The sequence below is a fragment of the Leptospirillum ferrooxidans C2-3 genome, from assembly GCF_000284315.1.
GTDB lineage: Bacteria > Nitrospirota > Leptospirillia > Leptospirillales > Leptospirillaceae > Leptospirillum > Leptospirillum ferrooxidans.
In genome coordinates, this window is record NC_017094.1 from 322020 (window position 1) to 345979 (window position 23960).

At 50.9% G+C, this 23960-nt stretch carries 19 protein-coding genes and 1 pseudogene; 9 read left to right on the plus strand and 11 right to left on the minus strand.

Going from position 1 to position 23960, the window contains the following annotated elements:
• Positions 1-96: 96 nt before the first annotated feature.
• The 6 genes from LFE_RS01675 to LFE_RS01700 all read right to left on the minus strand — a co-directional run bounded on the left by LFE_RS01675 (position 97) and on the right by LFE_RS01700 (position 9669).
• Positions 97-3000: a TonB-dependent receptor gene (locus tag LFE_RS01675; RefSeq protein ID WP_014448547.1), complete on the minus strand. Its 2904-nt coding sequence runs from the start codon at positions 2998-3000 to the stop codon at positions 97-99.
• Between the two features lie 262 nt (positions 3001-3262).
• A complete protein-coding gene (locus LFE_RS01680) occupies positions 3263-4018 on the minus strand; it encodes a response regulator transcription factor (protein WP_014448548.1) in 756 nt (251 codons plus the stop codon).
• A gap of 351 nt (positions 4019-4369) precedes the next feature.
• Positions 4370-6631 (minus strand): TonB-dependent receptor, encoded by a 2262-nt coding sequence (locus LFE_RS01685; protein WP_014448549.1) that lies wholly within the window; start codon positions 6629-6631, stop codon positions 4370-4372.
• A gap of 50 nt (positions 6632-6681) precedes the next feature.
• Positions 6682-7494: an IS21-like element helper ATPase IstB gene (istB, locus tag LFE_RS01690; RefSeq protein WP_014448550.1), complete on the minus strand. Its 813-nt coding sequence runs from the start codon at positions 7492-7494 to the stop codon at positions 6682-6684.
• Positions 7487-8959, minus strand: a complete 1473-nt coding sequence (istA, locus tag LFE_RS01695; protein ID WP_041774666.1) for an IS21 family transposase — start codon at positions 8957-8959, stop codon at positions 7487-7489. Before istA ends, istB begins: the two co-directional genes overlap by 8 nt.
• A gap of 83 nt (positions 8960-9042) precedes the next feature.
• Positions 9043-9669: a carboxypeptidase-like regulatory domain-containing protein gene (locus tag LFE_RS01700; RefSeq protein WP_014448552.1), complete on the minus strand. Its 627-nt coding sequence runs from the start codon at positions 9667-9669 to the stop codon at positions 9043-9045.
• Positions 9670-10027: 358 nt separating this feature from the next.
• On the opposite strand from LFE_RS01700, the gene LFE_RS01705 reads away from it, so the two are divergent.
• The 3 genes from LFE_RS01705 to LFE_RS01720 all read left to right on the plus strand — a co-directional run bounded on the left by LFE_RS01705 (position 10028) and on the right by LFE_RS01720 (position 12356).
• Positions 10028-10606 carry a TetR/AcrR family transcriptional regulator gene (locus tag LFE_RS01705; protein WP_014448553.1) on the plus strand — a complete coding sequence of 193 codons (579 nt, stop codon included), beginning with the start codon at positions 10028-10030 and terminating at the stop codon, positions 10604-10606.
• A gap of 155 nt (positions 10607-10761) precedes the next feature.
• Entirely contained in the window at positions 10762-11124 is a 363-nt protein-coding gene (locus LFE_RS01710; RefSeq protein ID WP_014448554.1) for a hypothetical protein, read from the plus strand.
• A 215-nt stretch (positions 11125-11339) separates the two neighbouring features.
• On the plus strand, positions 11340-12356 hold the full coding sequence (locus LFE_RS01720) for a YeiH family protein (RefSeq protein ID WP_014448555.1): 1017 nt from the start codon (positions 11340-11342) through the stop codon (positions 12354-12356).
• Between the two features lie 27 nt (positions 12357-12383).
• Here the strand turns inward: LFE_RS01720 and LFE_RS01725 are convergent, their stop codons facing one another.
• From LFE_RS01725 to LFE_RS01745, 5 genes are all read right to left on the minus strand, one after another.
• On the minus strand, positions 12384-13472 hold the full coding sequence (locus tag LFE_RS01725) for an efflux RND transporter periplasmic adaptor subunit (RefSeq protein ID WP_014448556.1): 1089 nt from the start codon (positions 13470-13472) through the stop codon (positions 12384-12386).
• Positions 13459-16458 (minus strand): efflux RND transporter permease subunit, encoded by a 3000-nt coding sequence (locus LFE_RS01730; RefSeq protein ID WP_014448557.1) that lies wholly within the window; start codon positions 16456-16458, stop codon positions 13459-13461. Before LFE_RS01730 ends, LFE_RS01725 begins: the two co-directional genes overlap by 14 nt.
• A gap of 180 nt (positions 16459-16638) precedes the next feature.
• A complete protein-coding gene (locus tag LFE_RS01735) occupies positions 16639-17523 on the minus strand; it encodes a Dyp-type peroxidase (protein WP_014448558.1) in 885 nt (294 codons plus the stop codon).
• 107 nt (positions 17524-17630) lie between these two features.
• Complete coding sequence (locus tag LFE_RS01740; RefSeq protein WP_014448559.1) at positions 17631-18839, minus strand: GGDEF domain-containing protein; 1209 nt, start codon at positions 18837-18839, stop codon at positions 17631-17633.
• A 553-nt stretch (positions 18840-19392) separates the two neighbouring features.
• Positions 19393-20148, minus strand: a complete 756-nt coding sequence (locus tag LFE_RS01745; protein ID WP_014448560.1) for a metallophosphoesterase — start codon at positions 20146-20148, stop codon at positions 19393-19395.
• Positions 20149-20233: 85 nt separating this feature from the next.
• Between LFE_RS01745 and LFE_RS01750 the strand changes: the two genes are divergently transcribed.
• The 6 genes and pseudogenes from LFE_RS01750 to LFE_RS01775 all read left to right on the plus strand — a co-directional run bounded on the left by LFE_RS01750 (position 20234) and on the right by LFE_RS01775 (position 23953).
• A complete protein-coding gene (locus tag LFE_RS01750; protein WP_041773927.1) occupies positions 20234-20830 on the plus strand; it encodes a restriction endonuclease in 597 nt (198 codons plus the stop codon).
• A gap of 94 nt (positions 20831-20924) precedes the next feature.
• A complete protein-coding gene (locus LFE_RS01755; protein WP_014448562.1) occupies positions 20925-22496 on the plus strand; it encodes a class I SAM-dependent DNA methyltransferase in 1572 nt (523 codons plus the stop codon).
• Positions 22486-22986, plus strand: coding sequence for a DUF4258 domain-containing protein (locus LFE_RS13870; protein ID WP_148272510.1), 501 nt, complete (start codon positions 22486-22488; stop codon positions 22984-22986). The genes LFE_RS01755 and LFE_RS13870 overlap by 11 nt, the downstream gene beginning before the upstream one ends.
• On the plus strand, positions 22983-23213 hold the full coding sequence (locus LFE_RS14625; RefSeq protein ID WP_041773928.1) for a YgiT-type zinc finger protein: 231 nt from the start codon (positions 22983-22985) through the stop codon (positions 23211-23213). Before LFE_RS13870 ends, LFE_RS14625 begins: the two co-directional genes overlap by 4 nt.
• A gap of 26 nt (positions 23214-23239) precedes the next feature.
• A pseudogene (locus LFE_RS14630) lies at positions 23240-23600 on the plus strand (toxin-antitoxin system TumE family protein).
• A 2-nt stretch (positions 23601-23602) separates the two neighbouring features.
• Entirely contained in the window at positions 23603-23953 is a 351-nt protein-coding gene (locus tag LFE_RS01775; protein ID WP_014448565.1) for an HVO_A0114 family putative DNA-binding protein, read from the plus strand.
• Positions 23954-23960: the final 7 nt, after the last annotated feature.

Consider the following 23960-nt stretch of genomic DNA (forward strand, 5'->3'; position numbering starts at 1 on the left):
TTTAAGAAATCCAGGAAAGTGAATGAAGATGAAGAGATAAAAAAGGAGGTGGCTTTTGATGGGCCACCTCCTTGAAATTACAGGTGCTGTAGGGTCCTAGAAGGTAACGGTGACACCTCCGAAAACGTTGATCGGTTCACCCGGGTAGACAAACAGTGTATCGACATTGTTATTGCCTGTCAGAAATGCCGGGTTATAGTAATTTGTGTTCAAGAGATTGAATGCGTTGAAAAACAACTGGGCGCTCTTGTACCAGCTTGTTGTGGGAAGATCGTAGGCCAGAATAAGGTTGGTCACGAAATATCCCGGAGAATTGGCTTGGCAATTACAGTTGCCACTAACGCCGCCACCGGTATCGATGACATTCATGTTACCGGTATAGCGTTCATTGATCGTGGCATGCCATGGTCCTGCTGCATAGTTCAGATCAAGATTGGCCAATTGATTGGGGACAAAGGGAAGTCTGTCTCCGGTATTGCTGTAAGATCCGAATGACGCACTTAAAAATGTTGCGTTTGTAACGGTGTAGTTTCCGTCGACAGAAAATCCGTCTCCGATGACATATTTGAATTCTGCTTCAATTCCTTCCATCTGGGCGGTATTGGCCTGAACGGGAACAACATTCGGAACATTGTTGACGGTGACCAGGGATGTCAGAAGCATGTTCGAGATATAGTCAGAGTATCCGTCGATGGCGATGAAACCCTTTGTTCCTGTATAACGGGCACCCATCTGGTAATCATTGATAATTTCCGGTTGCACATTCAATTGCTGCTGTCCCGGTGCGAGTCCCGACCAGAACTGAATGGCTGGGGTGGAATAGGACTGTCCCGCACTTGCATAAAGTTTCAATTCTTTAATGGGGTAGTAGTCAATTCCCACATGCGGAAGAAAAACGTCGAAGTTTTGACCAGCGGTGATTCCTCCTTCTCCGTGTCCCTGGCTTGTGATGTAGGCCAGATTGGCTCCAGTCAAGTGTTCGGAATACTGCTCTCCGACCTCCATGGCCCGGAAACCTGCACTCACCAGCACCTGATGGGTCGGTCGCCAGTGGTCCTCAAGATAACCTCCGATGGTCAAGAGCTCATTGGAAGCATCCTGGGCATTTCCGGTGATATTGGGCGAAAGCAACGGATTGTTTGCATAGAGATAATTGGAATCAGAAAGCCTGAACCCGACATGAAGGGTATTTTGCCCAATAATGGGGGTCAGACTGTTCCAGAGCTTGATGGTGCTTTCGACGATGTCTCCGACTTTGAACCCCTGACCCTCGATATAGCTGAAGTTGAAGGGGTTCTGTGAGGTCGATCCACCGCTTGACTGCTGCCCTCCATAAGTAGGCGTCAGATTCTGGAAGCTCCCTCCTCCGGGAATCTGGTTTGTTCCGGTGGAAGTGACCGGAACGTTGATGACTCCGTAAGGAGTGATCAAGGCGAAGGCATTATTTTTGATTGTGACAGAATCATTGATCTTGTTTTCTGACTGCAGGGTGAACATGTAGCGTTCTGAAATCCAGTCCTTGTAGTAAGGTGAATTGGGTGTGTTGACCCCATTGGCATATCCGGTGTTCTCCCCATTGGGCAGCCCGTTGTAGGTGGCGCCGAATGAATTGAAATCCTGGACGGTCATGGAGGAGCCACGATCATAGTTTTTGTAGGCTCCGGTAAACATGAGCTTGACGTATCCATTCGAGAGATACTTGCTGATGTTTCCGTAATCCTGGATTTCCTGATAGTTCGTATATTCCTGAAAGCCGTTCATGTTCAGAAAGGAGAGGTCATTATATCCCGCAGCATTGACTTTTGTGTTTAAACCGGTATTTGTGATCAGGGAGGTATAATAGAGTCCGTAATTTCCCATTCCGGAAGTGATCTGGGTATAGGCATCCTTGGTGGGCTGTACCAGATGAATATTGATGGCGCAACCGGAGGCATAGTTCCCAAGCTGTTGCGATGTGGTGACACCCCTCTGGATGTCGACAGAGGAAATGTCATTGTTCATGAGGTTCAGGTCATAGACCATACCGCCGTCCTGGTTCACATTCTGGGGAACTCCCTCGACGGAAAACTCGATATTGGAACCACCGGAAGGAGCAGAGTTGGAACCACCCGTAGTATAGCCCCGGCACATGAAGTAGTTCATTCCGCCAGTGATACCGTTGGCGCCTGAACGCGAATAGTAATTGACTGAAGGCGTCTGCATCAGGACATACCCGATACCGGTTGTCTGGTTTTCTGCAAATTTCTTTCTGCCGACAATGGTCATTGCGCCGGTATTATCCTGAATTTTCTTGTTTGCCTCTGCGTTGATGTCAGCTTCTGCCAGACGATTCAGACGAAGCGGAAAATTATGAGATGTGTTTCCATTGATCGCTATTTTTTCCGAGAGGGGAAAATAGCCTTTTTTGGTGATCTGTACAAGGTAGTCTCCAGACGGGATATTGTTCAGTGAGAAATGTCCTGAGTTGTCGGATCCCACCGTGTAAATTTCATTGGTGCGGGTGTTTTTGACAGCCATTTGGGCAGAAAGGGGAATCTTGTTGTCCCCATGGCCCTCATAGATATTTCCGGATAAAAGAGAGTTTCCTGTCGAGAGGGGCAAGACCTGAAAGTTCATTTCTCCGACTGTATTCCCTTTCAGGATTCCTTCTTTTTTCTGAAGCGAAAAGCTTCCTCCACCGGCAATGATCTGATAGTTGCCAGGTGCCAGATGAGAGAAAATGAAAGCTCCCTGAGCATCGGTTTTTTTGGTGACGACTTCTCCTGTGCCGTTGTTTTTTAAGGCAACGGGAACACTTGAAAGCGGTTTCTTGTCTTTACTGGAAAAGATCGTTCCATAAATCACAGAGGAAGCTGCTACCGACGGGGCAGAGGCTTCCTTTCCCGATGCGGATGCATCAGGAGCCGACTGACCGTACGATAAAGGTCCGTTCCATTGACTGACAAGAAAAATCCCGGCCAAAGCCGCGATATTCTTGAGGGTCTTTTCTTTTCTGATCACCTATTCCCCCTTTGTAAAATGTCCAAAATGAGACTTTTTGAGTTTGTCCAAAAATGTTTGCGCAGCTCTTTCTGTCCCGAACGGCACATAGGCCAGTTTGGTTGTGGGGATAATAAGGGAAGAGGAATAAATGGCGGTTAGGGTCTGGTGAACGGGGTGTCATTCAATCTTGATGGGATCTTGATGTTTTTGGGAAGGTCTTGCTTCCAAGATGGATGAATGGGAGATGGTTCTCTCAAGATCGGGGCAGGGGAGGGTTTTCTTAATCTTCCCATCGATCCTTGAATCGGTATCCGATTCCCCGAAGCGTTTCGATGAATCGGGGGCGATCTGAAGGGTCCTTCAGTTTTTTTCTCAGGGAATAGACATGGACTTTCAGGTTATCATCGCCGACAGGGTTGTCATCGCTCCAGAGCTCAGAGAGCAACTCTTCTTTTGATATGGCGTGTCCCTGATGCTCGATCAGATACTGGAGAATGATGAACTCCATTCTTGTCAGGGAGATTTTCTTGCCGTCCACAAAAAGCTCTCTCCGGACACTGTCAAAGGAGAGCGGACCAAAGGACAGGGAGATTTTTTTGGTGGCCAGCTTTTCTTTTTTGATTTGACATCTGCGAATGAGTGACTTGATCCGGGTCAACATTTCCCGGGCCGAAAATGGCTTGACCATAAAATCGTCAGCCCCTTCGAGAAGGGCATGTGTCCCGACATCGGGATTGTGGTTTGCGGATATCCCCATTATGGGGGAGTTTTTCAATTCCGGATGGGAGCGGATGAATCGACAAACCTCAACCCCTGAGACCTCCGGAAGCATCCAGTCGATGATACAGAAGATCTTGACTTTTTTGCTCGCCATTTTGCGGAGTGCCCATATGGCCTCGTCGCCTCCCTGGGCGACTGCGACCTGATAACGCTCTCTTAGGAGGAAGTGTTTCAAGAAAGCAATCTGCTCTGCTTCATCCTCGATCAAGAGTATGGTCGGTCTCGGGTCTTCCATCATATCGGTTTCATGAATCATCTATTGCTCCGGGAGAATCGACCCGACCCGATTTGGCATCAGGATCGATTGTTTGTTGAAAGACTTTCAATTCAGAGTTTTTATGCTGAAACTCAAAAACAGGATAAAAAACAGAAACTTTATTGAGATATTGATTTTTTCAGCAACCCATAGAGAGGATAAAAAAGGCAGATCAACTTTGGGTCAATTTTTGGTTAATATTTGGGGTCAAAAATGATTTCAGGAAGAGAAAGAAAAAAGTTGCGGATGAGATGGAGTTTTTTAAAGCTTGATAGGGAGCCGATTGGGGAAACTGCCGTTAGGCAGCTTCCCGTCGGTTGTTATTGTCGAGCTCAAAAAATGAATCAAAATTTAAAAGGTGACTTTGACTCCGGCAAAAAGATTGACCGGTTCTCCAGGGTAGACGAAGAGCGTTGCCAGGTTGTTGGCGGTAGCGGCATTTCCTGAGCCGTAATAGCCGGCCGGGTTGTAGTAGTTGGTATTAAGAAGATTGTATGCCGACAAATAGAGGTTCGCGGCCTTGTACCATCCGTCGACCTTCGGCAGGTCATAGGAAGCATAGAGATCGGTCACGAAATACCCAGGAACATTGTCCTGAGGATTCCCGGGCGTTCCCGACATGTCGACGACATTCATCATCCCGGTGTACCGCTCGTCAACTGTGATGTGGTACGGACCATGGTCGTAGGAAAGTGCGAGATTTCCCATGTCCAGAGGAATGAACGGAATCATGTCCCCGGCGAAGTTCTGGCCGCTGGCGGGAGTATTTCCCAGAACATTATTCATGTAGGTGAAGTTTGCGGAACCTGTAAAACCCAAACCCAGATCGATTTTGCCTTCTGCCTCGATTCCCTGCTGACGGGCTTGGGCGATATTTTCAAACTGGGTGAAGGTCGTTGTCCCGGAAGTGAAGGGTACTGCGACCGGCATATTGGTCAGATAATCGCTGTAAACATCCAGAGCGACGAATCCTTTTTGAGTCGAATACCGTGTTCCAACACTCAGATCCCAAACATTTTCGGGTTGAACTCCCCCCACCAATGAACCGGAGGAGAATCCCTTGTAGTCGAACATCGCGGGAGGCGCGAAGGACTCACCACCCGTGACATAAAGCTTCCAATGCTCGTTGGGGTAGTAGTTCAGTCCGACATGGGGCATGGGGATCAACATCGATCCTCCGTTGCTGACACCCTGGCCTGCTGCCGAAAAGTCTGAGCTGGGGACCTGGTCATTATAGTACTGGGCGATACTCGCAACCCGGAATCCGACATTGATCAGGACCTGATCCACTGGTCGGTAATGGTCCTCGAGGTATCCCACAATACTTGTCTGGGAGTAGATCGCATCGTTTGTTCCACCAACAATATTGCCACCCAACAAAGGATCGATGTAGTAATGGTAGGTTGCGTACTGACCTTTCATTCCCAGATAGAGATTGTCGTCTTTCCAGAGCCGGTACTTGACCTCGGCAATATCTCCCGCCTTGTATCCCTCTGCCTGATAATAGTTCTGGAGGAACTGGTACCCAAGCTGGCCGCTCATGTTTGGAGCGATGGAACCTGAGGTAGACGAAGTACAGGAGGTCCCGTTGCAGCTCCCGAATCCCGCCGGCATGCTTGTACTTCCGTAAGGCTCCACATTTGCATATAGAGAGTTTTTCACCCGGATCGACGGGGTGATCTGGTCCTTGACGCCCAGATCCAGCATGAACCGCCCGTATTCCCAATTTTTGAAAAACGGCGAATTGGGCGTATCTCCCGGGTTGGTCGGGTTACTATAGCTCGGACCGCCATTGTTGGTCGGGCCGTAGGTATTGTAATTCGCGAGACTCATCGATGCGCCGCGGTCATAGGATTTGTAATTCGCTGTGGTGATGAAGTAAAGCTTCCCTCCCGTCAGATACTTTGTAAGATTCCCGTAATACTGGTATTCGGTAAGAGGAGTGAACTGCTGGAAGCCATCCTGGTGAATGATGGTGAAGTCGTTGTAGCCACCGATGTTTGTGATCGAATTGATCCCTGAGTTGTTGATGTAGCTTGTGTAATAGAGCCCGTAGGAACCGCCTCCGGCGTTGACAGTCTGAAAGGCATCCTGCATGGGATCAACCAGATGGAAGTTCACGGAACATCCCGCCGCGTAGTTTCCGGTTTCCCGGGATGTTGTCACACCCCTGTTGACGGTTGCGGACTTGATGTCGGTGTTCATGATCCCGAGATCATAGACTTCCCCGCCATCGGCTTCAATGTTCATCGGAACGCCTTCAACCGACATTTCAATTCCGGCATTTCCGTTCGGATTGGTGTTGGCGCCGCCCACTGTATAGCCACGGCAGGACATGTAGTTCATTCCCCCTGAGATACCCTGAGCTCCGGAACGGGAATAGTACTCGATACCCGGCGTGTTCTGCATGAGGGTATAGCCCGCACCGGTTGTCAGATTCTGCTGAAATTTCTTCTGGTCAACAATGGAAATGGCACCGGTATTGTCCTGGATTCTCTTGTTTCCCTCCGCACGGATTTCGGCTCGCGCCATGCGATTGAATTGAAGTGAGATATTTTCTCTTGTCTTCCCGCTGACATCGACCGTTTCGGAGACTGGAACTGTAGATTGCAACTACTTTTGACCCCTTTTTGAAAAATAAAATTGACCCCCCTTCCTCCCGGTTAAAGTGAGGCTTTGATTTCTCCTTCCCCTTGCGAGATAAGCGAAGATGGGGATGGTTTTGCGCTCTTTCGCCGATGGATTTTGTCCCGGACACGATAGCTCGATCCCTGGATAGGGAAAATCCGGGCATGATGAACCAGCCGGTCAATAATGGCCGCCGCCACGACAGAGTCGGGAAAGATCTTTCCCCAGTCTTCGAACCCGTAGTTGCTGGTCAGAAGGATCGATCCTTTCTCGTAACGGATGGAGACCAGCTGAAAGAGCAGGTTGGCCTCTTCCCGGGTAATCGGGGTGTATCCGACCTCGTCGATGATCAGGACATGGTACCGGGAATATGCCAGGAGGCTCGCCGGCAGGGTGCCGTTCCGGACCGACAGAGACAGATCCCGCAAGAGAGCGGGGAGGGTGAGGAACAGAACGCGCTTTTTGGCTTGGCAGGCCTTGATGCCGATCGCCACGGCCAGATGTGTTTTCCCGACGCCAGGCGGTCCAAGGAAAACAAGATTCTCGGCCTTCTCCAGAAAGTCGAGCGTTCCCAAGCGGACCAAGGTTTTTTCCTCCAGGGAGGGCTGGAAAGAAAAGTCGAACTCCTCCAGGGTGCGGAGGAAAGGGAACCGGGCCAGAGTTATTTTGGTGCGGACCGACCGGTCGGTCTTTCCCCGGGTTTCTTCATCCAGAAGAAGAGCCAGGTATTCCTCGTACTGGAGCTGGTTCTTGGCCGCTTCTTCGGCCAGAGGGCGGTAAAGGTCGATCAGTCCCTTTAAACTCAGGGTCCGGAGTTGCTGAGTGATCCGCTGGTGGAGGTCAGTCATGGCACACCTCCTCTCCGAGTCCCCCATAGCAGTCGAGAGAACGCGTAAGAGAGGCTCCCATCGGCAGAGCCATGCCTTCCGGCACCGGAAGAAGACACTCCGGCCGGAGGAGCGGACGGAGAAAGTTTTTATGGAACCCCTGACATGCCTGGGCCTCCCGAAGGACCCGCCGTCCCTCTTCGGGGTCGTACCGCTCCAGAAGTTCCACGATCTCGGAGACATGCCACGTGAAGTTCGGTCCGGTCGCTTCCTGAAGCCCCTCCAGAAAGGGCTCGACCTCTTCCCCGAACCGTTCCCGGAACCGGCCCACCCATCGGGCCCGGAGCCCTTCCCGGCGCTTCTTCCGTCGGGGTTCGGCCTCCTGATGCTCCGGGTGCGGTGGAAGGGGGTCCGGGGAACCGGTTCGAAGAGGATGGGTGAGGAGCGGGGTCTCCCCCTCTCCCCATACCGTCAGCCGGATTCCTGACTCCACGGTCACCCAGACACTCCGTCCACAGAAACGCATGGGAACGGGATAGGCGTGTCCATCCCACCGAATATATCCGTCGGAACTGACTTTCCGGATTTCGCCTTCGTAGAGGCGCCGGGGATCGACCGGGACCAAGGGCCGAAGAAGGGACTTCTCATGTTCAAAGCGGTCCACCGGCTTTTCGTGAAGGGTCTGGTGACGGCGCTGGTTGAAGGTCCGGGTGAAGGTCTGGAGCAGATTCTCCAGGCTGCCCCAGTCCGACACCTTCTTGCCCCGGAGCCCCCGTTCCTTGAGCGAGAAGAAGGTCCGCTCGACTTTTCCCTTCGTACGGGCGCGATAGGGCTGGCAGGCTTCCGGATCGATCCCGTACAGGCCGCAAAACATCAGGAAGGACTCGTTGAAGCGGACGCCTTTCTCCTTCCGGTTCTCCACCACCATCTGGCTCCCGTTGTCCATCAGAAGCGTTCGGCAGGTTCCTCCGAAAAAGGCAAAGGCCCGTTCCAGCGCTTTCATCACATCCTCCTGGCGGATCGTGGCGGAACAGGAAAAATGGGTCAGCCGGCTGTAGCCCAGAACCACGGCATGGATATAAACCGTCTGGACTGTTCCCCCCCAATCAATCTCCCACTCGGTCCAGTCGTACTGCATCTGCTCTCCCGGCCCCGTTTCCATCCGAACGGTGCTTCGGGCTTTCTCCCGCTCTTCAGATCGAATCCGGGACAAATGGTTGTACAAGGTCTTCAGGGATCCCCGATATCCTTCCGCCACCAGCTCCTCATAGATCCGGGTCCCGATGTACCGCTTCCGAACCATCTCGACGATCCGACCTTCATACGGCGCAATCTTCCGGGCGTACTCTCGTTTGTGAAAAACCGGAGGCTCCGCAGATCGGAGATACTTTTTCACGGTATTCCTTGAAAGCTTCAATGTCCGGGCAATCGCTTTAATCCCTTGCTTGTTTTCCCGCATCATCCGAATCTTCTGCCACAGATACATGCTGACCACCCCTTCCCTCCTCTCAAGATATTCCTGAGAGGACTTTAACAATTTTCTTTTCGAAGGGGGGTCAGTTTTATCTTTCAATAAAGGGTCAAATCTATTTTACGATTTACAGGAACAAAGCCGTTTTTTGTGACTTGTACAAGATAGGTTCCTCCGGGAATCTGGGCGAGCGCATAATTTCCATTTTCATCGGAGCTTAGGGTATAGATCTCATGGGTGGAGAGGTTTTTGGCCTTGATCGTTGCAGAGACCGGTGTTTCGGAGTCACCCTTCTTCTGGGTGATCGTTCCCAGAAGGGTGGATGAACCTCGAGAAAGCATCTGGATTGCAAAATCGATCTCTCCGGTCATTCCCGCTTTCAAGAATCCTTCTTTTCTCGATTGGGAAAAGTTTCCTCCTCCGACCAGGATTTCATAATCTCCGGGTGGAAGATCCGTGAAAAGGTATCCACCCTGGCTGTTTGTCTTTTCCAAAATGGAAGTGTCATTTTTCTTGTTGTGCAGGATGATGGAAACTCCTCCCAATAGCTTCTGGTCTTTTTGAGAGCGGACGATCCCGTATAGGGTGGATGACTTTGATAGAGCAGGTGTGTTCTGGGCTTTGGGGGAAGCAGGATTGTCGGCTGCATTGGCCGTTCCGGATGCCCCAAGCGCAAACAAGGCCAAGGAAACGGAGGCACATTTCCTTGTAAAGGTTCGTTTCATGATGGACTCCAATGGTTTTTGACATCAAGTTGTTTTTAGAAAGATAGATAGGTGTTCTGGAATGAAAGCGGATGCATGGTAGGAAAAGTCTGTTACGGGAAGATTTGAAATGCATCAAGATGGGAATATGTTCAGATTGTTTTTGAGCTTTGATTTCCGCTATGGAAGGGATGTTTTGAAAGTCAAAGAGATATTGGCTTGCCAAGGAAGACCAGATGGGGCCCATTTTTAGAATGGATCTGAAATCAAAAGGAACTTCTGTTCCATTGAGATATGTTCCCTCATGCAGCAGGAAGAAGGCCCATGCGGAAGGTCATGATGTCTTGACAGCCTATCGATGCACAGATAGACTTCCTTCATGGTCCCGAATGAGATGAAAGAGCGGATTATTGATGTTGCCCAAGAGCTTGTTCAATCCCGTGGGTTCAATGCGTTCAGTTACCGGGATCTGGCGGAACAAATCCTGATCAGGACGGCCAGCATCCATTATTATTTTCCCAAAAAAGATGATTTGGGTCGTGCCCTCATTCAGAGGTACCGCTCCGATTTCGAGGGGGCCATCCGGAACATCGACGATACGGAGCGATCACCAAAAGATCGCTTGTCGGCCTATCTGAAGATGTTTCTGGATCTTTCAAAAGGGGGCGCGCGTCTTTGTCTTTTTGCCGTTTTCTCTGCGGAGCTTCCGACCCTGTCGGAGACGGTTCAGGAAGAGATCAAGATTTTTTACGAGAAGAATGTCGGCTGGATCAATGAAGTGATTGATGAGGGACGATTAAGTGGTTCTTTCTCTTTTCCAGGAGAGAGCCGGGATGTCGCCTCTGCAATCTTTTCTTTTCTTGAAGGGGAAATGCTCGTTCGAAGGGTTTTCCAGGCGAAAGAGCCCTTTCCGGAAATTCCATCCGCAATCCGTATCCTGTTGTCCTGGAAGGACTGAGAAAAATCTTCAGGAATGTTGATTTCGATAGAGCCTGTTTCCGAATGAATGAGCCTATCTATCAATAGATAGTTTTATGCGGCAGACAGGCTCATCAAGGCTGTCCCGATGGTCGGGCAGTCCTAATCACCCCACTCTGAAAAGGAGGAATAATCATGTCCCAGAAACATGTTTTTGTGGTTTACTCAGGAGAGTCCGAAGCAAGTCGTGTCTATCATGCCCTGGTCTATGCCCGGCAGGCGCATCGCCGAGGAGATGAGTCCAGGCTGTTTTTTGCCGGAGCGGGATCCTATTGGCCTGAAGTTCTTGATGGGGACCATCCTGTTATGGGGGATCTTTTTAAAGAACTCAAGGACTCGGGAGTCATTGAAGGGGTGACAAAAAACTGTGCTGTGGCTTATGGACGGGATGCGGCTACAGAAAAGATCCTTCCACTGGTGTCCGGTCCGGAAGAAAGCAAAGGTCAGATCGATCTCCTTGATTATGCCGATCGTTCCTATAAAATCTGGATCTATTGAGCGTCATCGAATTGGCCAAGTCTCCCCCAGAGCTTCAAGACACTGAATGGGAAGCCTTGGCGTCTGTTCAGCGGGGACCACTCTTTTTTCTTGAGGAGAGGTCCCTGTCATTGGGAGATGAGAAAATGGGATTCTCTTGCGGCTTTCTGAAAAGCAGCATCATTCGGGGGGGATCCAAAAAAAGGAGATTGTTATCGTGAAGGGAAATATTCTCAATGATTGAAAAGGCCAGACATATATTGCCGGGACTTTTATTGACAGCTTCCATTGCCCTTGTGGCCAAGCTGATTTCTTCGCTGGATTTTTTAAAAGCCCACCTTCCCCTGGGTCCGGTTATGGTGGCTATCATTCTGGGAATTGCGGTCCGGAACCTTGTGCCTGTTCACGGAATTTTTGAAGGAGGGATCCGTTTCTCTTTCAGGCAGGTTCTTCGTCTGGGTGTCGCAGGTCTTGGTTTTTCCCTCACTTTTGGGGAGATTGCCTCTGTTGGGGTAAAGGGATTTTTACTCGATACACTGGTTATCCTGGGGACCTACCTGTTTGCACGTCTTCTAGTTCGTCCGCTTGGTCTCAGTCAGGAGATTTCATGGCTTTTGGCAACCGGCACGGCGATCTGCGGTGCTTCGGCGGTCGCCGCGGCGAACTCCGTGGTCAAGGCCAAAGATGAGGAAGTGGCTTTTGCCGTGACGACTGTGACGTTTTTTGGAACCTTGTCGATGTTCCTGTTCCCGGCCATCGAGCACTGGATGGGGTTTCCTCTGGATGTCTATGGAGCATGGGCTGGTTCATCCATTCATGAAGTGGCCCAGGTCATCGGTGCAACCGTCAATGTGTCTCCCTCTTCACTGGCCCTTGGGACCATTCTCAAGCTGACCCGGGTTGTCTTCCTCTTGCCGGTGATCATTCTTCTCGAATTCTGGATCCTGAAAGGAAGACGGGAGAAAGGGGGCTCGAGCAGGAGGGAACATTTCCCCTGGTTTGTGGTTGCGTTTGCCGTGGTTGTCGGGATCAATTCCCTGCACATTCTCAAGCCTTCCCTGACCGATGCATTCAATAACCTTGACAGCATCCTTCTGGCAATCGCAATGGCGGGTCTTGGTCTTGAAACGAGGCTCTCAAAGGTTTTTCATGTTGGCGTCGCTCCGGTCAAGGCGGGAGTGGCATTATGGATCTTTGTCAGTGTTCTGGGATTCGTCCTGTCCTGGGCCTTTTATGGTCCACATGCGATCTGACGGGCCGGAAACATGTTCTGCTCCATTTTACCGTTTAGTCCCAATCATGGCCCTGAGTCTCAACAGTCCTGCTGTCACAATCTGATCGTTCGGGAGGAAAGGGCCTTCCAGTAGGATCTCTTTCCCGTTCTGCGCCATTTTGGAAACATTCAGACGAAGAAAGCCTGTTCCCCTTTTGACAAGGACCTGAAGTCCTCCCGCCTGATTCTGAAAGAGGGCCTCCTTGGGAACGATATATCCCTCCTGTGGCAGGTCGGGGACGATCTGCACAGAGACCCATAGGTCCGGACGGAAGCGGTGCTTTGGATTGGAAAGAGAGATTCTGATGGGAATGGTCCGCGTTTGAGGATCAGCCATGGGGAAAACTCTCGTGATCACCGCAGGAATTGTTTCAAATGGAGGGTGCAGTGTCCGGATGGATACCGGAAGACCAACCCTTATTCCTCTTTCCTGTCCCGGGTAAAGGTAGGCATCGACCCACAGGTGTGACAGGTCCGATATTTCGAAAAGCCAATCTCCCTGATGAACCTGATTCCCTTCAATCTCTCCGGTCTTGATGATGGTTCCGGCAATGCTTGACCGCACTTCATAGCGATCAGACGGCTTGTGTGTCTTGATCAGACGATCAATTTCCTTTTGTGAGGCTCCAAGAGTCTTGAGTTTTGAAAGCGCCAGGGAGAGAAGGTCCCGACTGCCCGAAGCATTGATCCTGTGACTTTCCAGGACGCTGACCGCTTCCGCTTCGGCGGTCTGGAACTGGCGGCTCCGAAGGACAGCCAAAAGTTCTCCCCTTGAAACGGTATCTCCGGGAAAGGCCTTGATGGAGATGGTTGAAAGGGCACTGACTCTCGACATGACCCTGCGGTAATGAACGGGATCAAATGTAATCCTTCCCGGGATAATGACTTCCTGGGAGAGGCGTCCCTTTTGGATCGGAATGGTTTTGACAAAATCCATCGTGTTCAGCTGTTGCTCCTGAGAACCGGCGTCCTTAGGGTGCTCTTTGGGATGTTTGGTACAGCCGGGAAGAACGAACAGGATTGTGGCACACAAAAGGAGCCCGGAAAACAATCCTGACGGGTTTCGAGGTGTTTTGTGCGTCTCAGATCTGGACATCAGGCAATCCTTCTTGGGGAGATACGGTTCTGGTAAAAAGGGAAAGAGCCGAAGGGATGAGGAAAACGGAAGAAAAAAAGGAGCCGACAAGTCCGCCAAGGACTGCCACAGCCAGGGGCCGCTCCATATCGAGACCTGCGCCTCCGCCGAGAGCCAGTGGCAGAAGAGCCGCTGCGTTGGCGAGATGCGTCATGACGATGGGAAGAAAACGGTCAGAAAGCGCTTCCTTCAGCTTTTCTGAGGCGTTGCCTTCTGCAGATTCAAAGCGATTCGCCACCAAAAATCCGTTTTCTGCGGACAATCCCACCACGAGAATCAATCCGACAAAAGAAGAAATGTTGAGGGTCCTGCCGGAGAAGGTCAGGGCGGCGATCCCAGAGAGGACCGAAAAGGCCATTCCCGCGGTCAAGACAAGCGGTGGCGTCCATTTTCTGAATGTCCCGTAAAGAATGGTCACGATCAGAAGAACCGAGCCCAGAAGGGCTTCTCCCAAAGTCCGGAAGCTTTTCTGTTCCTGCTTGTATGCCCCGGAATAGGTGACCCAAGAGGATTTTGGCAGGGTGAGGGAAGAGACTTTTGCCTTGATCTCCTTGATCACACCTCCGAGATTTCCATGATCCAGACGACCTTCGATCCGGAGGATGGGGGAGAGATTTTTATCCTCTTCCTCGGTGGCAGGGGGTGTATTGGTGAAGGTCACCACCTGAGAGAGAGGAATCAGGGAACCATCAGACTCCGAAATCGGAAGATGGGAGAGGGGGATCAAGCCATTTCTGTATTCGGAAGGGTAGAGGACCCTGACCGGCAGGGGGCCTCCGGGAGAAAGGACCGTTGTTGCGGTGATTCCCATAAGGTCTTCCCTGGTTTGTGCGATGATCGCCTCCGGCGTGAGTCCCGCCAGGGAGGCGAGGGGAGCGATCACGTGGCCATCGAGTGTATCCCCCATGGGTCGAACCGACAGATGGAGATCAACAAGCCCGGGGATTCCGGAGAGTCTGTCCCGGATCATTCTGGCCGTCCCCAGAAGATCTTTCCGGTTTTGACCATGAACCTCAACCACAACAGGCGCCGAAACACCGATCAGATCTCCCAGACTGTCTTCCATGACCTGAGAATAGTCCGTATCGAGTTCCGGCTCATTTTTTTGGACCCATGGCCTGAGTTCCCGGATTAACTCAAAAGTGGATTTGGGGTGGTTTTCCGAAAGCCTGATGACAAAATCTCCCTTGTTGGGTTCGGTAATGTAAAATCCCATTTCCGTTCCAAGCCTTCTTGTCGTATCGATAACGCCGGGAAGTGCCCGTATGTGATCTTCCACCCTGAGGACAGCCCTGTCCATGTCGTTGATGGAACTTCCCACCGGGGCATGGAAATCCAGGGTAAAGGATCCTTCGTCCATTCTGGCCATGAAATTGGTTTTAAGATGGGTCAGTGGCAGCAGAAGAAGAGCGAAAGCAAGAGTTCCGGCTCCAAGGATAACCGCCGGAGAGAGTCCTGTCAGAATCCCTGTCGATATGGGCACTGGCGTTTCCTTCTCCTGATGAATGAATGCGGGCGTGACAAAGGTGTTGACCAGGAGTGAGACACCCAAAAGTGTCACGAAGGAAATTGCCAGGGGGGCGAAAAAAGCACCCACAAGGCCATTCATTCCAAAAAGGGGAACGAGTGCGAGAATTGTGATCAGACCGGAAAGTACGAAGGGGACAAGAAGTCCGCTCATTCTGTGTGCGTGTCTTCCTCCTTCAATGATGACAATAAAGTCGTCGATCACAAGTCCAACTCCGGCAGCGATGCCTCCCAGAACCATGAGATTCAAGGTTTCCCCGAGAAGTCCCAGAATGCCTGCAGAGATAAACAGGATTGCAGGGAGAAGTGATCCCATCAAAAGAATGGGATAGCCTCTCCGGAGGATCAGTATGACAAGGGCCATCGCTCCGGAAAGTCCAATGGCGAGAGCCCAGATGACATGCCGGATCGCATCGGAAACGAGAGCCCCCTGGTCATAGACGATGGCTGGCGTGCATCCCTTCGGAAGAAGCCGCCTGAACTCGTTCATATGATCGAGAAGGGCTCTCTGAATGGTCAGCGCATTGCCTCCATGAGCGCGATAGACGAGAAGAAGAACGGCCGGAGAACCATTGGCACTGATCCTGATGGTTTCATCCGAGGGCCTTACTCCCCGCCGGACGGTTGCCAGAAGGTCGATGGGAAGGGGAACGCCTGATGGAGAGGGTAAAAAAATCTTGTTGATCTCGGCTGTTCGGGTCATTGTGTTATCGATCTGAACGGTTTTCAGCCGGTGTTCCTCAGTTCTCGGTCCGATGACGCCAATCCTGTTTTGTGTGGAAAGGGCACTGATAACATCGGAGAAAGTCCGGTGTGCTCCTGACAGTTTGTAGGGGTCGACCTCAACATGGATCTCCGGATTCTTTCCTCCGGCAATTTCCGTCTTCCAGACTCCCGGGAGGTTCGAGATGTAGGGAATCAGCCGGGTTTTGGCAATTCTTGTGATCTGGGGCAAGTTGTCGGACGTGGATGAAAGCGCCACGGTGAGAACAGGGGTATCGGACGGATACATTCGAATGGCCTGGATGCTGGTTCCGGCAGGGAGATCCCCCCGGATCCGATCAATCGCCTGGGCGACCCTTGGTAACGCCAGTGACATTTGTTCATGCCAGGAAAAACGGAGGAAAAACTCGGCCGATCCCTGCATCGTCCGGGAGTTGAGCTCCCGAACCCCCTGAACACCCCTGAGGGTAATTCCCACGGGTCTTGTGATGCGGCTTTCCATTTCGGCAAATGGAATGTCGGGTGATCTCACGATCACGGAGACTCTGGGAAAATCAATGGAAGGGTACAGGGTCATGGGGAGATTCCATGCCTTGACGATCCCCAGAATGGAGAGCACGACCGTCAGCAGGAGAGAGAATCCCCTGTATTTTTTGATGAGTGTCATGGCAGGTTTTTGGTTGGAAGATTGGGACAATGGTACTCCTGGACAAGATTGATCTGGGAAAATTCCCTGTTTTCCATTGGCCACTCATCTTGATGGGTGGCTTTTCTGAGACTATCAGATTCTTTCAGTCAATACCTCCCCTCGCAGCCAGACCGGACAATTCTTGCCAAGCCAACAAGGTGATATTTTGCATCGCTTGGGAGAGATTGATCATTCGAGCAAAAAACGGAAATCCAGTCGGTCACCTGTCAGGGGAGGACACCAGTAGTATCCTCCCCTGACAGGTCTTGAGAAAGTCAAAAGTGCATCGGTAATTCCGTCATCGAGTCCCATCATTCGCCGAAGGACATTTTCAAAAGGGTCAAGAGTTTTTCCAAAGGCGATGAACTCAAGCCCCTGCTGAAGGTTCAATGCCCAGGGCATGGATCTTCTGAGCATATAGGCAAAAGGAGTATAGGATTCCTGTGCGCTTCTCTTGACGTGGGCTGTTTGCGGGGCTTCGGCCAGTTCTTCGTTGGTGTCCTGCCTTCTCCCGATGATGTTGTCCCGTTCTCTTTGGGAATGTGTCCGGAAATGTCCGAGATCATGAACCCATCTCTGGACTGCGACAAGGCTTGAACCGGAAATTCCGATTCCTCCTTCGATGATGGCAACTTCAGCCGCTTTCTCGCCACCGGGATTTTCTGTTCCGTCCTCGTATCCTGTGAGGTCTTTGCCGCCGGCATATAAAAAAGTGTCGATCTGGTCGTCAGGAGTGAATGCGTCTCCCAGAATGTTGGAAAGGTTTTCTGTTTGGTCAAAAATATCGCTGCGGTTCTCCCCCTGGAGCAAGAACCAAAGGCTTCCCTGTGTTGAGGGAGAAGAACAATTGATGCCAGAGAGTCCCGGAAAGGTCCGGAGTCCGGGGACTTTTTTGGAAAAAGAGGATACAAGGGGTTCTCCAAAACCAAGGATCCCTTGTTGAGGATCAAAAAGTTTACTCAGGTTCTGGATGGCTTTCACCGGGTCCTTTTCCGGGAGATGGCGGTAAGTCAGGGAAAGTCCCAGCGGTTTATTTCCGGAGAGAATGAGCGGCTGTGACAGGCGGGGATTCATGTGATTCTCCTTTCTGACTTAAGTTCCTCAGAACTTCAAGGATCGTTTATTTTTCCTGGAAAAACCATCAAGAGCTTTATGAGGCTGATGATGGAGCGGGTTGCCTGTTACGAAGCATCGGCTCTGATGGCAACCTGATAATCATTTTTTCCACTTTTCTTGACCTGATACATGGCTTGATCGGCTGCATGGATAATGGTTTTTGTGGAACACTCATGAAAAGGGAAGAGGCAGATTCCAATACTGGCGCTGATGGAAAGAGTTTCCGGAATTTCCGGGTGTGAAAATGGTGCCTCCAGCACCCGCAGGAGTTTTTTTGCCAGCAATATGGGTTCCTCCTCCGAGGAGACCTTTTGAAGCAAAATGAAAAACTCATCTCCTCCAAGCCTTGAAAGCGTATCCTCGACCTGGAGGATGGCGTGAATCCGTTCGGATGTCCTGAGGAGAATCCAGTCTCCCACTTCATGGCCCCATGTATCATTGATCATCTTGAAGCCGTCAATATCGATATAGAGTCCGGCAGCATCGAAGCCGCTTTGTCTGGAATGGATGATCGCCTGTTCGATGCGGTCATCGAGAAGTTCACGGTTGGGAAGGCCTGTGAGCCGATCATGCAGAGATCGAAGAAGCTGGTGGTTGCGCTCTTCATCGAGTTCATATTCCCGGATGAAGAGCTTTCTGCGCTGCCTTTCCATGATGTATCCGGTAATGCCGCCAATGATGTTTGCCGCCAAAATGAAAAACAGATGGTAAAAGATGATATGTGGCGGGTATCGGAAATGGACCGTTAAAAGTAAAAAATAGGACAGGATAAAGAAGATATTGAGTCTGACCGCATGGTAGAACCTGAGTCCGATGGAGTTGTACGTCCAGAAGGTAATGAGGATGATCCCGACATAATAGATCTGCTCTGATGAGGAGGGGACGTGGTTCATCGCGAGCAGGAAAAAAGCTCCTGCCGCAAAAGCGGTCAGTGACAGTATCGGTGCATGGGATTTTTGAAAAGTGGGTCGGTAGGTCAGAAAGATGGCCCATGCGCCTACCAGGATCACCATTCCCCTAACGAGCCAAAGAAAGTAACGGTCATCCGGAGGGATAACCCAGGGATCGATTCCTCCGGAAACGACATATATGAAAACGCCGATGAGGATGGCCCAACGGCTTTGAATCTTCAATCTTGGAACAATGGCGTCCTGGTAGGATCTTTCAAGGAGAGGATTGAAAAAGGACAGCGTCAATGGGTGCAATTCACCACGCTGTATCTGTTGTCGGCTTTTTTCTTCTATTTTGGGATTGAGGTCGTCATTATCCTGCATCAGCCTGATCTTTATAAGAAAAAACGATTCTTCCCGTCACTCGGTTAGACCGGTAATGCAAGTCTCATGCGGATCAGTGTAGTTTTTTTTGATGGGCGGATGTCAAGCTTTTCTGGATTCATGAACGGGAAAGCAGCCTTCGGTTTGCTTTGAGAGGCCTTTGACCTGAAAACTGTAAAAAACAGACGTTCGTCTTTTTTTGGTCCATATATTCCACTTTGATATTTGGTAATGGCATTGGTACTCGGGAGGGGAATCGAACCCCTATGACCGTAAGGTCGGCGGATTTTGAGTCCGAAAATTTGCCTTTCCCCTCATAAAGATTTTTGAAAATCTCAATACAGTTCTTGATTTTGTCTCATTCCCTTTAATCTGGTTTTAATCAATTTTAGTATCTGAGTGTCGGAGAAGTGTCGGAGATTGTCGGAAGCCGAACGTGGCTTGTGTGCTCGATTTCCTGTTTCCGTTTTCCTTCCTTTTTTAATCCGGTTTAACCAGTTTCGATCTTTTTCATTTTTTACGACCCTTCTTAAAATGCCAAAGCGTATGCGGGTCAGATCTCCACACTCAAGGGCCTGAATCCTTTATGTGCCTCTTCCCAGCCGTATCCTGACTGATTGGAAAGGACCCGCGTTCTCCCGACAGTGTAATCGCAGTTGTCATGGGTGTGGCCATGGATCCAGAGGTTCGGCTGGTGTTTTAAAATCATGTCCTCAAGATCCGTCACGAAGCCTCCTCCCAACAGCGACCCGTGAAACACGGACGGACTTTGCGGGGACGGGGCATAATGGGTCACGACAACGGTCGGTCCGGCAAACGCAACCGAAAGCTCCGAGTCGATCCAGTTCCGTTCTTTGGTGAACAGATCCAGGACTTTTGCCGTCGTGATCCCCTCGATCTGACGAAAATCCTTGATTTTGTCCTGGCATTCTTCCATGACGAGCGGATTTTCCCCGTCGAAGTCCGACCACAAGGTCGCCCCGACGAAACGGACCCCCTTTAAGACGACGCTTTCCCCATTCAGAAAATGGACGTGAGTCAAGTCGTCCAACATATGTCTGAATGCGCTCCCCGTCCGTTCAAGGCTCTTTCCGTAGTATTCGTGATTACCCAAGATATAAACGACGGGGACGGGGCATAGGGAGAGCCATTCGGAAAGCCACCGGGGGGAGCCCACGATATCCCCTGCCAACACAAGGAGGTCGCAGGAGAAGAGACCAGAAAACATGTGAGAGGCTTTCCGGGGAGAAAATTTTGGAATCCAGTCGTATGTTTCCAGGTGAAGATCCGAAGCAATGTTGATTTTCATGGGTCTTTTCCTCCCTTCCCAAACTCCTTCCTCAATATGCCATAATTGTTGCGAATATCCGAGCCATTTTGGAATCCGACCACCCATGATTTTATTCAAAGAGGCTGATATGACAGGCTCTTTCGCCGAGATTGTTTTATTGTTATCCGAGAAGATTGAAAATTTCACAAAAGATCTGCCAGCTGAAGAACGTCGACTCATATCTTTGGAAGAATTTCGAAATGGGGGCATACAATTTCAGGATACGCTGGAGCTTGTTCGATATTTTGATTCCAACCCAGACGAGATATTTTCCCTAATGCCCAGAGAATTCGAAATTTTTGTTTCGAAACTTTTAGAAAAGCATGGCTACCAAGTAACTCTTGGTAAAGGAAGCCGGGACGGTGGTGTGGACATTTTTGCCGAGAGGCGTTGTATGTTCGGAACAGAGCTGACCCTAGTCCAGTGCAAACGCAATCGAAAAGACCGAAAGGTTGGCGAACCCGTTGTAAAACAGCTTTTCGGAGATATTGAATCCCGGAATGCAACCAAAGGACTATTGGTAACGACTTCGACTTTTACAGGGCCAGCTCTTGTTTATATTGAAAGTGTAAAATATCGTATGTCCCTCATTGATTTCGGCAAACTCCAAAATATTATTTCGGCTCTCAAAAAAGATCCTTCATGCCCCGTTATTCAGTGAACACGCATAAACGAGTAACGAGAGGTTCAGTCGAATCAGAAAACTTGTGTGAAGGAAGGAAATCTTCTGGCACTTTCAATGAGGACAAAGCCTAATGGCAAGAAAAGGCAATCAAAAACTTGACAGTTCCCCCCTCGGTCTCGAAACCAAGCTTTGGCAAGCCGCCGACAAGCTCCGGAACAACATGGACGCCGCCGAATACAAGCATGTCGTCCTGGGGCTCCTCTTCCTGAAATACGTCTCCGACTCCTTCGAGGAACACCACGCCAAGCTGACGAGTGAAATCTCCCAGGGAGCCAACCCCGAAGATCCGGACGAGTACCGGGCGGACAATGTGTTCTGGGTTCCCAAAGAGGCCCGCTGGTCGGTTCTCCAGTCCAACGCCAAGCGTCCCGAGATCGGCAAGGTGATCGACGACGCCATGGTGGCAATCGAACGGGACAACAAGTCGTTGAAAGCCGTTCTTCCCAAAGACTTTGCCCGTCCGGGTCTCGACAAGCAACGTCTGGGAGAACTGATTGACCTGGTGGGAACGATCGGCCTGGGAGACAAGGAACACCGTTCCCGGGACATGCTGGGACGGGTCTATGAATATTTCCTCTCCCGGTTTGCCAGTGCCGAAGGAAAGAAGGGGGGACAGTTCTACACTCCCCGCTCCGTGGTCCGGGTTCTGGTGGAAATGCTGGCCCCCTACAAGGGGCGGGTCTACGATCCCTGCTGTGGATCCGGCGGCATGTTCGTTCAATCCGAGAAATTCATTGAGGTCCATGGAGGCCGGATCGGGGATATCAGTATCTACGGTCAGGAATCGAACCACACGACCTGGAAACTGGCCGCCATGAATCTGGCTATTCGGGGCATTGCCGCCAATCTTGGAAAAGAGAACGCCGACAGTTTCCACCGGGATCTCCACCCCGACCTGAAGGCCGACTATATTCTGGCCAATCCTCCGTTCAATTCGAGCGACTGGGGAGGCGACCGGCTCCGGGAAGACAAACGCTGGGTTTATGGAGTTCCTCCCGGGGGAAACGCTAACTTCGGCTGGGTCCAGCACTTCATATCCCACCTGGCCCCCAATGGGGTGGCGGGGTTCGTTCTGGCGAATGGCTCCCTGTCTTCGAATCAGAGCGGGGAAGGAGAAATCCGCAAAAATATCGTCGAGGCCGACGTGGTGGATTGCATTGTCGCCATGCCGGGACAGCTCTTCTATTCGACTCAAATTCCGGTCTCCCTCTGGTTTGTTTCAAGAAACAAGAAAAACGGCAAAGGCCAGGAAGGAAAACCCCTGCGGGACCGGAGCGGAGAAATTCTCTTCATTGACGCGAGAAAGCTCGGATTCATGGCCGACCGGACCCACCGGGACCTCTCCGACGAGGATATCGCGAAGATCGCCGGAACCTACCACCACTGGCGGGGTGACGGGGCCGGACAGTACGAGAACATTCCCGGGTTTTGCAAGAAAGCAACGTTGGAAGAGGTTCGGACCCACGGGCATGTCTTGACCCCAGGAAGGTATGTCGGGGCGGAAGAGGTCGAGGGCGACGGGGAACCCTTCGAGGAGAAAATGAAGCGGCTCACGGCCCAACTGGACGAACAGTTCAAGGAGAGTGCTCGCCTGGAAGCGGAAATCAGAAGTAATCTGTCGAAGCTGGGCTATGGACTGTAAGAATCTTCATTTCAGCCAGCAGGCCATTCGAGGCATGTTCGAGAAGGGTATATCTGAGGAAGAAGTCAGGACTGCAATTGCTTCAGGAATGACGGCTGCCGAGTACCCTGACGACCACCTCTATCCCAGCCGTCTTGTATTGGCTACCGGGAGCCGATCGTTCCTTGTCGTTATTGCCGAAGACACGACCACTGAAACGTGCCTTATCGTTACGGTCTATACTCTTGATCTTGACCTTGAGAACAAGGAGACAATAATGAACTGCGTGATCTGCAAAACAGGAGAAATGGCTCCCGGGTATGTTACCGTAACGCTTGCACGCAGCGGGACCGTCGTCATTGTCAAGGAGGTTCCAGGGGACGTCTGTCAGGATTGTGGAGAGTACTATCTTGACGAACCCGTGGCTGAAAAGATTTACGCACAGGCGGAAGAGGCTGTGAAACGGAATGCCGAGGTGGAGATTCTCAGATATGTGGCTTATCAATCATGAAGTGCCGGGTCTGTGGTGAAACACTGGAGCCCCAGATCACCGAACTGCCCTTCAATCTTTCGGCCAAAACAATTGTCCTTTTGAAGGATCTTCCTGTGCTCCGGTGCGAGAAATGCGGAGAGTACGCGACCCTGGATCCGGTCATGGAAAAATCGATTCCTTGTTGGCAAATAGAGTTCAGGCGATTCCGTTGGAAATCGTCCAATTTGAGGCAAGAATGTTATTGAAGTATTATCAACTGGTGATATAGTTGTTGCCGAGAGAGCACGGGGTCGACACTCTTCTTGATCTGCACGGCCAAATCATAGTTCAAAACAATGGGTACTGGATCAAGATTGAGGCATGGCAGGTCACTCCGACTTCCGCGATTCCTCATGGGATTCGTTATTCTTTGACACTGCATGACTTCTTATGGAAAGCGGATCATGGGGTACGACAATGCCCATGCTATCAAGTTACCGAAGAAGTTCAAATATGCGGGACGGATTGTGACCTATGATCATACGCACCGTCACAGGTCTGACAAGGGTGTTCCCTATGAGTTTCAGAATGCCCACCAATTGTTGACGGATTTTTTTGAAAGTGTTGATCGGATCTTGCAGGAGGTTCAATAGACATGAAGGTTCTTCGGATCGGAATCATGCCTCAGGAGAAGATTCGGGAAAGAATGCTGTCAATCGCCAAGGGAGAGTATCGACCAGGTCCTGGAGAGCCGAAAATATGGTTTTCCTCAATCAAGTCTCTTGCCGAAGTGCTGAGCGACGAGAATCGGGCTCTTCTCAAGGTTATTGCCGAGGTCAAGCCACAATCGATCTCCGATCTGGCCGTGGTCACGGGACGCAAGCCAAGCAATCTCTCTCGCACCCTCAAAACCATGTCGAATTATGGCCTTGTCGAGTTGCGACGCGAGAACCGGCATGTAAGACCGATTGTCCAGACAACCAGGTTCCAAATCCTGACGGCATAATGTCAAG

Coding starts and splice junctions, on each gene's coding strand:
- LFE_RS01775 (WP_014448565.1), top strand. CDS start 23,603: ATGAAGGTTCTTCGGATCGGAATCATGCCTCAGGAGAAGATTCGGGAA.
- LFE_RS01705 (WP_014448553.1), top strand. CDS start 10,028: ATGGTCCCGAATGAGATGAAAGAGCGGATTATTGATGTTGCCCAAGAG.
- LFE_RS01700 (WP_014448552.1), bottom strand. CDS start 9,669: ATGAAACGAACCTTTACAAGGAAATGTGCCTCCGTTTCCTTGGCCTTG.
- LFE_RS01710 (WP_014448554.1), top strand. CDS start 10,762: ATGTCCCAGAAACATGTTTTTGTGGTTTACTCAGGAGAGTCCGAAGCA.
- LFE_RS01680 (WP_014448548.1), bottom strand. CDS start 4,018: ATGATTCATGAAACCGATATGATGGAAGACCCGAGACCGACCATACTC.
- LFE_RS01725 (WP_014448556.1), bottom strand. CDS start 13,472: ATGTCCAGATCTGAGACGCACAAAACACCTCGAAACCCGTCAGGATTG.
- LFE_RS13870 (WP_148272510.1), top strand. CDS start 22,486: ATGGACTGTAAGAATCTTCATTTCAGCCAGCAGGCCATTCGAGGCATG.
- LFE_RS14625 (WP_041773928.1), top strand. CDS start 22,983: ATGAAGTGCCGGGTCTGTGGTGAAACACTGGAGCCCCAGATCACCGAA.
- istB (WP_014448550.1), bottom strand. CDS start 7,494: ATGACTGACCTCCACCAGCGGATCACTCAGCAACTCCGGACCCTGAGT.
- LFE_RS01750 (WP_041773927.1), top strand. CDS start 20,234: ATGATTTTATTCAAAGAGGCTGATATGACAGGCTCTTTCGCCGAGATT.
- LFE_RS01735 (WP_014448558.1), bottom strand. CDS start 17,523: ATGAATCCCCGCCTGTCACAGCCGCTCATTCTCTCCGGAAATAAACCG.
- istA (WP_041774666.1), bottom strand. CDS start 8,959: ATGTATCTGTGGCAGAAGATTCGGATGATGCGGGAAAACAAGCAAGGG.
- LFE_RS01755 (WP_014448562.1), top strand. CDS start 20,925: ATGGCAAGAAAAGGCAATCAAAAACTTGACAGTTCCCCCCTCGGTCTC.
- LFE_RS01745 (WP_014448560.1), bottom strand. CDS start 20,148: ATGAAAATCAACATTGCTTCGGATCTTCACCTGGAAACATACGACTGG.
- LFE_RS01720 (WP_014448555.1), top strand. CDS start 11,340: ATGATTGAAAAGGCCAGACATATATTGCCGGGACTTTTATTGACAGCT.
- LFE_RS01740 (WP_014448559.1), bottom strand. CDS start 18,839: ATGCAGGATAATGACGACCTCAATCCCAAAATAGAAGAAAAAAGCCGA.